The 238-nt window shown below is 60.9% G+C and carries 1 protein-coding gene; it reads left to right on the forward strand.

Features of this window, described 5'->3' with window-relative positions; all coding sequences use genetic code 11:
• Nucleotides 1-238: hypothetical protein (locus tag AC0L3B_RS40285; RefSeq protein ID WP_473383640.1), on the forward strand; the 238-nt coding region annotated here is incomplete at both ends.

A 238-nucleotide genomic window follows, 5' to 3' on the forward strand; every position in this document is an offset into this window, starting at 1 on the left:
GGAATCGCTGTCGGCGTATGCCCGGCAGTTCCTGTCAATGATGGAAAAGCCCGACGTCGACACCATCGAAGGTTTGTCGCCGGCCATTTCCATCGAGCAGAAGTCGACGTCCCACAACCCGCGTTCCACCGTGGGCACCATTACCGAAATCTACGACTACCTGCGCCTGCTGTATGCACGGGTGGGTATCCCCCGCTGCCCGGACCACGACATTCCGCTGGAAGCCCAGACCGTCAGC

The sequence above is a fragment of the Bradyrhizobium sp. Kon56 genome, assembly GCF_055807635.1.